Here is a 7,311-nt window from a genome sequence, read left to right on the forward strand (position 1 = left end):
AGCCGAAAACAAATTTTTCAATTATTTTGTTAAGCATAGTATAAATTAAAATCAACGGTTAGTTATTAAAATTAAACAAAGTTTATATCAAATTAAGCTACATTATAGGCATAAAAACGCCTATAATGTAGCTTAATATTTAAATTATTATAGTTGGCCTACTAAATCAAGACTTGGTTTAAGAGTCTTTTCACCTGGTTTCCATTTTGCAGGGCAAACTTCATCGCCATGCTCGTGAACAAATTGGCAAGCCTGTAATTTTCTGAATAATTCGTCTGCATTTCTTCCAACTCCGCCGGCATTTACTTCGTATGCTACTATTTCTCCTTCAGGATTTACTATGAAGCTTCCTCTTTCTGCCAAACCGTCGCTTTCTATATAAACATCAAAATCTCTTGCAAGTTTTGCAGTAGGATCTGCAAGCATAGTATATTGTATTTTCTTTATAGTATCTGATGTGTCATGCCATGCTTTGTGAACAAAGTGAGTATCGCAAGAAACTGAATATATTTCAACACCTGCTTTTTTGAAATCCTCATATTTATTTGCCAAATCTTCAAGTTCTGTAGGGCAAACAAATGTGAAGTCTGCTGGATAGAAGAAATATACTGCCCATTTTCCAAGAGTATCTTTTAAAGATACATCTATAAATTCTCCATTCTTAAATGCTTTCACTGTAAAATCGCTAACTTTTTTGTTTATTAATGACATAAAAAAATCCTCCCTATTATTAAATTTATTTTAATTAATATACTAATTTTTAATATATACTTTTATGGTATTAATTATAAAACAATATTGTAATTATGTCAATATAAAAATTATCTTTTTTTGTATTCTTTTTAAATTTTATTTGAACACAATTATAAATATATATGTTAAATACCAGAAAGATAAATATTTGTTCACAAAAGTTATATATTTAAACTTTTATAAACTTTAAGTTTTTGAAAATATATTTCAATATCATATTTATAATATTACCTTCATAATATATTTTTAATCACAAAAAAATATTTTTTTAATATTTCACTAACCTACTAATGTCGCTCCATATATCTCACCGTTTTTTCTAACATTAATTTCTATAGCATGACCTGCAAAAATCTCCTCTTTGTCTCCATAATATAATGTCAAATCGCCCGCTTCACTGATAGATAACTCCTCAAGATACAATGAATTATAAAAATATTCTTCTGTTAAATCATCAGCTTCTCTCTCAGACTCTATCCAGTCCTTTGCAGTTTCCCATAGCTCTTTTACTATAAATTTACGTATTTTATAATCTCTATTTTCTATATCTTCAACAAATTTTTTCAGGTAAGAAAAAGATTTTGGAGGCAATTTTTCATTTTTATTTGAATTCAGCATAATGCTGACTTTATTTCCATTGAAATCAATACTTCCCTCAAACCATGAATACGCTCTGTTTAATATAAATTCTCCTATTAAGTCTTTGATTACTACCGGTTTTAAATATTTTGCAATCAGTTCTTCCAATCTGCTGTCCGATTGACCATCTCCAATATATTCCAGTAGCCGATAGCAATTATTCGCTACTTCTGCCATATAAGGCTCTAATGTCATAAATGGTCTCTTCCTACATCTAATATGATGTATTTTGTAAGGTTCAAAACTATAAATCAAACCTTTTTCTTTGCTTTCTTCAGGGCTTACAAGCCATTCAAGTCTCCCCTCTACATCAGAAAATTCCTTTGTTTCTATATTCACACATGCAGCAAAATGAACAGATGGCAATTTATAACCGTTCTTTAAGACCGTCGCTCCATTCACACCTTTTAAAGTAATAATCAAAAGTTCAACAGTTTCTCCACAAAATTCTTTGTCAAAATCTTCTATCGTTTTATCAAACAATCTTTTCAATAAATTACTCATACTTTTACACCTTCCCACACTATTAAAAAGCTCTTATTTTTTATAATGCAAATCCTTTATTTACATGCTATTATATGACTTTATCAATAAAAACAGTATAATTTAATATAAATATACTATTTGTAATCACAAGACCTGTTTTTTCATCATTTCTTCCAATCACGTGCCACTTCAGTTGAAAGTTCAAATTTTGTCATATTATTATTCTCATCAAAATTAATATAGGCAAAATATTCATTCCAAAAGAGATGATCACTGCGAGTTGACCATTTTATTCCATAATGCAACTGTGTTATATCTATAGGATCATCCGGTGGAACTAACCACAGTTTTTTATCAAATGTTTTTTGCAGTTCTTCCAACTTCAGTGGAGCAAGCAGTTTAATATCATTAAGACTATAAATTATTGAATTTTCTCTCGCTGACGCAACACAGTTTTCATCAAGTTTAAAATGGATTATTTTGCAGTCCTCCAATACAATATCCTTGGTTTCGTGACCATAAAGACCTATAGTTCCAATTACAACACCGTCTTTTGCGAGAATGTACAAAGAATATGGTACAGATTCATTATTCCTTCGGAAGCCCTTTTCAACAAGAATACTTCGATTAGCAGTATATTTCTCAAAATCATCGGAATAAAGCAATTTTTCATAATCAGTTCTATGAGCATCATTCTGTCTAATATAAATATCAAATCCATCTGACAATAAACTTGCAACAGTGGTATGTGCCAGAGTAATTTCCGTATCATTAATAGTAAAAACCGGCGCTTTAGGTGGGATATCAATGAAAATATATATCATAAACAGATAAAATGAAAATATTGTAATAACTGTACACACAAATAATGTTCTTCCATTACGCTTTCGTGCGTTAAAAAGTGCCATAAGTGGTGGTAGCACTATAGATTTTGCCAAAAGAGAAAAACCGGAACCACCTCGTTTTATTAGTTTCAAAGCAAATGATAACGCTCCAAATATAGCAACTGCATATATCAGAAACTCCCTAATTCCCATTTTTTCAGTATTTGTCTGTTCGTTTACCGCTTTTTCCATCAATGATTTTCCATCTGAAACAGTTCGTTTCATATAAATATACATTCTGAATACAATTGCAAAAAAAATAATACCTAAAAAAGAAAGCATTATGATAAAAATTAATCTTCCCCCCATACGAGGTCCTCCTTATTTTTATATATTTTCAAAATGAATTCTCCATTTTACTTCATCCATCATATCTTTCTTTAATATTCCTATAGTAGTAACAGAAAATTATATAGTTATCCATATTGCCATATACTTTCTAAGCACAGAGCCTTATTCAACACTTTCGAATAATTCATCAGCTTAATACTGCCTAATCTCTTCTTTCGTCATAACAATAATTCTATCAAGATATCCGAAAAAACAGAAACACAAATATATTCATCTTCAATATATTTGCAAGAAAATGCAGGCTTTCTCACAAGCACCTTATAAAAAATTATGATAATTAACAAGATAAAAAAAGTAACAGCATTTCTGCAAATACCACATTAAATCAACGTTTAGTTAAATTATTTTTCATATAGCTTACCAATACGATTTTTAATCAACATCTCTTATAATCGCTTCGTTTTTTTCTGGGGGAAAGAGCGAACATAGTTTATTTACAAAAACATCCATATCGCACATATCACAGCTTTTTAAAATAATTTCCTTCTTATCTCTAAATATAAAAACATATCCAAAGTATTTACCTTTTACAAAAAGCGAATTCACCAATAAAGGTTGTATGGCATATAATTCATAAAAATATACCGCCTTCTCTTTTTTATATTTCTTTAGGACAATCGCATTTTCAAACAAATCCGCTTGTGTCCAAAGATCAAATTCCCAAGGCAGTATCAATTTGTTTTTTGCATTTGAAGTAAAAATATGCTTGCCACGCTCTGTTGTTTTTAGACTCTTCTCTGCTTCTTTTGTAAAAACAATAGTCTTTAATTTATAGTCATGTACAACAGGCGGATTAAACATCTTGTTAACGAAAAAAACTCCCAGCATTATAAGCACGCTTAAATAAATAATACTTGTGATATCCATTCTCCATGTCCTCTCTTATGTACTCACAATATAAACACAAATGTACCTAAATTAATTTATGTTTGAAAATTAATAACTATATCCAATAAAAACACGCCATCTATTTTGGGTATAATATATTTTTCAAAAAGCCTAAGATAACACTGTTTAATTAACTGCTCAACCTATAGAGCGCTTTTACATCATCAGACAAAATTATATTAAATTTCTCCTCAAACGATAATATATCTTCCTCAAAAACTCCTGATATTTCTCGGTATTCCTAAAAATATTCTTCTTCCACAGGATCATCCAAGTCCCATTCTTCAAAGTTTTCACAGATATATTTCTCAATTTCTTTAATTTTATCTATTAGCCTCATATATTACCTCAAAAATTTCTATTTCGTATAAAGTTCAGCTTTATTAACTAATAAACCATATTTCAATTTTGGCAATCTGATTATCTCACTATATAAGTTTTTAAGCTCTTTAGACGGTCTAAGAGTTAAATGTTCTACATTTTCAAGACTTAAAATAGGCGTATAATCTTTACTTTTTACTATTCCGGTTAAAAAACTAAAAAATCTTAATTGTTTCATATTATTCAAAAAATTCAAAGATTTTATATGAATATACTTAGATCCAAAACAATCACCCTCAATTGAAAGACTCTCCAAATTTTTAAGATTAACAAGCGGACTATAATCATCAATTTTCTGAAAATTTTCTACCGATAAAGCAACCAGATTTTTTAATTTTGAAATAGGCTCTATACTTCCTACACTTGCACCTGAACCCAAATGCAAATATTCAAGTTTTTTAAGATTTGCAATCTTAGAAATGTCTGGGTATACACCCCATTTTATATATAACTTTCTCAGATTTTGCTGTGCACAAACAGCATCAAATAATTCCTGTGGCATCCTCGTACAAAATGTAAGTTCTGTGAATGCGGTTGTATTATAATACAAAAAATCACACCACTGGTGCAAAATACGCTTCTTCTCTTTTGCCGTCTTATATTGAGGTGTAAAACTGTCACCTAATTGGGTACAATTTATTGTCAACGCATTTTCTCCATTATATTCCGATACTTCAACAATACATCTATCCTGTGGTTCATCTTGGTGGCAGTAGTCAAATCCGTATTTTATTTGTTTTTCATTTAAAATAGCCATTTATGGAACTTCTCCTACCAGTATACAATTTTATTTATTTATTCTCTATCTTCATTTTCTTTTCCCTAAATTTTCAATTTATCCAAAATTGTTCACGAAACATCAATTAATCGTATCATAAAACAAAATGTTTAAAATTATATGATTAATTTATGTTTGATAATATTACTCTTCAAGACTTGAATTCCTATATCACAATGTCTCTTGTATTCTTCTTACTTCCCATATTTTAACAGTTTCTTCTATTTATTAATCGTATGTTAAAACACTTTGAAGGTGAATATAATATTAACTCCTATTTAATGCTCTCTCTAATAAAACCTCTCTATCCTAAATAAATATATTCAATAACGACATCACAAAGATTGTTATCCTTATCATATCCAAAATACACAGGGTATACCCCATCTCCAAATCCCGATTGTATCATCGGAATACTTAAGTCCGTATTTGGAATTCTAAAGTTTATCCAATCTCCTCCCTCTCTCTGATAAAGTGGATTTTCCATTGCATTTTTTTCAAAAATAGCTGCAAAAAAATCGTCATAGATATTCTTGCCAGAATTTTTTTTATACCAATTATCTACAAAATCACAATATGCGTTTTTTGTCTCAACATCCACTATTGTCGCAAGTCCTGCATCAACTGGAAATCCAAAAATGCTATCTTCTTCAAAAGAATCTAAGTTTTCATCTCCCTTTAATGCTTCATAGTAAATAACCGGTATTTCTTCTGTAAATTTAACCCTGCTCAGCACATATCTATAATGATCTTCTTCTATCTTGGCTACTAATGTATTCACTTTAAATTTTCCTATAGGCACAGACTGTAAATATGGTTTTTCATTTCTATTGAGCCATACTAAAGGATCTCTAACCAAAATTTCTCCACTGGGGAAAGTCACTTCTCCCATATCTAAAACAAAAATTTCCTTTCCCTGTATTTCTTTCATACCAAAACACTGTGCATAATTTACAGATGATGTCATTAAATTCTTAATTTCTTCATATTTTTGCATCCACTCTTTTGATACTTGTATTCTTTCCATAAGACCTCCTTAAATATATTTAATTAGAAAAAAACAACAAACACTTTTTAATATGCTATTTTTATAGCCTTATTATATCTTTGGTAGTTTTTTTCATACTTACTAAAAAACTGCTGTACTTTTTTTGAACTTTTTCTATTTTTTCAAATGCTCTATTTTCTACATATTGTAACAAAACAATATTTTTAATTTTTCTCCTTTTGTTAAATTCAGTATATTTCTATCTTGCAAATTCTTCCTGATATGTTTTTAATACCTCAAAGGAATAATGATAGAAGCGCATTAATTTGCCCTAGAAATATTTATATTCCAATTTGGTGATTTTACTATTGATAACTAAGGAAACTATGATGAATAAAAAATATCGATTTACATTCCAATTTGGTGATTTTACTATAAGAATAGAAGCAATGAGAATGGAAGCACTTACAACATTTACATTCCAATTTGGTAATTTTACTATGATTTATCACATATTCTTATTATGATTTTTGAACAAATTTACATTCCAATTTGGTAATTTTACTATCTTGTTTTTTCTTTATCTGCTCATAGTATTCTAAAATATTTACATTCCAATTTGGTAATTTTACTATTATTATTCCACGAATTTCCATTCATCTCCTCAAAATCATTTACATTCCAATTTGGTGATTTTACTATATCCTGAAAAGAATTCTTATCCTTTGCAAAAGGCTTTATTTACATTCCAATTTGGTGATTTTACTATCAAAAAATATATTTGTATCTAAAATTATATAATGCAATTTACATTCCAATTTGGTGATTTTACTATCGAAAGCAGAAAACTTGAAAACTGCGTTAACATTGACATTTACATTCCAATTTGGTGATTTTACTATAAGAGCATTAGATAAAAATGTTACAGTTATTATTGAATTTACATTCCAATTTGGTGATTTTACTATTAAGATGAAGTTTGATATCAGTGTAGGATTGTCAATTTACATTCCAATTTGGTGATTTTACTATCAAGGACTTTTTTTGCATACTCAACTTCATCTTCAAAATTTACATTCCAATTTGGTGATTTTACTATTTGAGAAAAAAGTTGATTTCTCAAAGTATGTACAAGAATTTACATTCCAATTTGGTGATTTTAC

The 7,311-nt window shown here is 28.9% G+C and carries 6 protein-coding genes and 1 CRISPR repeat array; all 6 genes read right to left on the reverse strand.

The features are described from left to right. Positions 1-147: 147 nt before the first annotated feature. Positions 148-711 carry an alkyl hydroperoxide reductase subunit C gene (gene ahpC / locus HMPREF9630_RS08515; RefSeq protein ID WP_009528172.1) on the reverse strand — a complete coding sequence of 188 codons (564 nt, stop codon included), beginning with the start codon at positions 709-711 and terminating at the stop codon, positions 148-150. Between the two features lie 321 nt (positions 712-1,032). Then, on the reverse strand, positions 1,033-1,896 hold the full coding sequence (locus HMPREF9630_RS08520) for a DUF2262 domain-containing protein (RefSeq protein ID WP_009528173.1): 864 nt from the start codon (positions 1,894-1,896) through the stop codon (positions 1,033-1,035). 146 nt (positions 1,897-2,042) lie between these two features. Next, positions 2,043-3,071 (reverse strand): hypothetical protein, encoded by a 1,029-nt coding sequence (locus HMPREF9630_RS08525; protein ID WP_009528174.1) that lies wholly within the window; start codon positions 3,069-3,071, stop codon positions 2,043-2,045. Positions 3,072-3,485: 414 nt separating this feature from the next. Then, complete coding sequence (locus HMPREF9630_RS08530) at positions 3,486-3,980, reverse strand: hypothetical protein (RefSeq protein WP_009528175.1); 495 nt, start codon at positions 3,978-3,980, stop codon at positions 3,486-3,488. A gap of 379 nt (positions 3,981-4,359) precedes the next feature. Further along, positions 4,360-5,139: a leucine-rich repeat domain-containing protein gene (locus HMPREF9630_RS08535; protein WP_009528177.1), complete on the reverse strand. Its 780-nt coding sequence runs from the start codon at positions 5,137-5,139 to the stop codon at positions 4,360-4,362. 325 nt (positions 5,140-5,464) lie between these two features. After that, complete coding sequence (locus tag HMPREF9630_RS08540; RefSeq protein WP_009528178.1) at positions 5,465-6,187, reverse strand: DUF4241 domain-containing protein; 723 nt, start codon at positions 6,185-6,187, stop codon at positions 5,465-5,467. 300 nt (positions 6,188-6,487) lie between these two features. Further along, positions 6,488-7,247: direct repeats of the CRISPR family, unit length 30 nt; unit sequence ATTTACATTCCAATTTGGTGATTTTACTAT. Positions 7,248-7,311 lie beyond the last annotated feature (64 nt).

Origin of the sequence: Peptoanaerobacter stomatis (genome assembly GCF_000238095.2) — a bacterium.
Lineage (GTDB): Bacteria > Bacillota > Clostridia > Peptostreptococcales > Filifactoraceae > Peptoanaerobacter > Peptoanaerobacter stomatis_A.